Annotated in this window: 2 protein-coding genes; both read right to left on the reverse strand. The window is 34.5% G+C overall.

The window, feature by feature from the left end:
* Nucleotides 1-212 (reverse strand): IS66 family insertion sequence element accessory protein TnpB (tnpB, locus tag LIZ98_RS17680; RefSeq protein ID WP_227139132.1); only part of this gene is annotated, 212 nt, incomplete at its 3' end.
* A partial coding sequence (locus LIZ98_RS17685) for a hypothetical protein (protein WP_205247356.1) occupies nt 209-487 on the reverse strand: 279 nt, incomplete at its 5' end. The genes LIZ98_RS17685 and tnpB, both read right to left, overlap by 4 nt.

Here is a 487-nt window from a genome sequence, read left to right on the forward strand (position 1 = left end):
CGCTTATAAAGCATGGCGAAGCCGTCACCGTCAAAATATAAACATTTATAACGATCTTTACTCCATCCAGAAAATAAGAAAATGGAATCACCATAAGGATCCAGTTCAAAGGAATCTTGAATGAGTGTTGCTAATCCATCTATTCCTTTTCTCATATCCGTTTTTCCACAAATGATATAGATATTTTTTACACTCGAATAATCGTGTCTCATAAATCTTTCAACTCCCTCATGATCGTTTGAATGATGTGCTCATCTATACCGTTGAAAAAGGAGATTTCAACTTTTCCAAACTTAATCGTACAAGTTGAATTTGAAGAGGAAACAGTTGGTTTTATGTTCGAAATATTTTCTGTATCGGAATGTAATGTTACGGGGACAATTGTTAATTTTTGTTCTGGCATATGAAAAGCACCTCCTTTGATTGATATGTCAATTTTAACAAGAGGTGCTGTTGATTTATATGCGTTGTTTGAATGGGGGCTTAC

Origin of the sequence: Caldibacillus sp. 210928-DFI.2.18 (assembly GCF_020554505.1) — a bacterium.
Lineage (GTDB): Bacteria > Bacillota > Bacilli > Bacillales > Caldibacillaceae > Caldifermentibacillus > Caldifermentibacillus hisashii.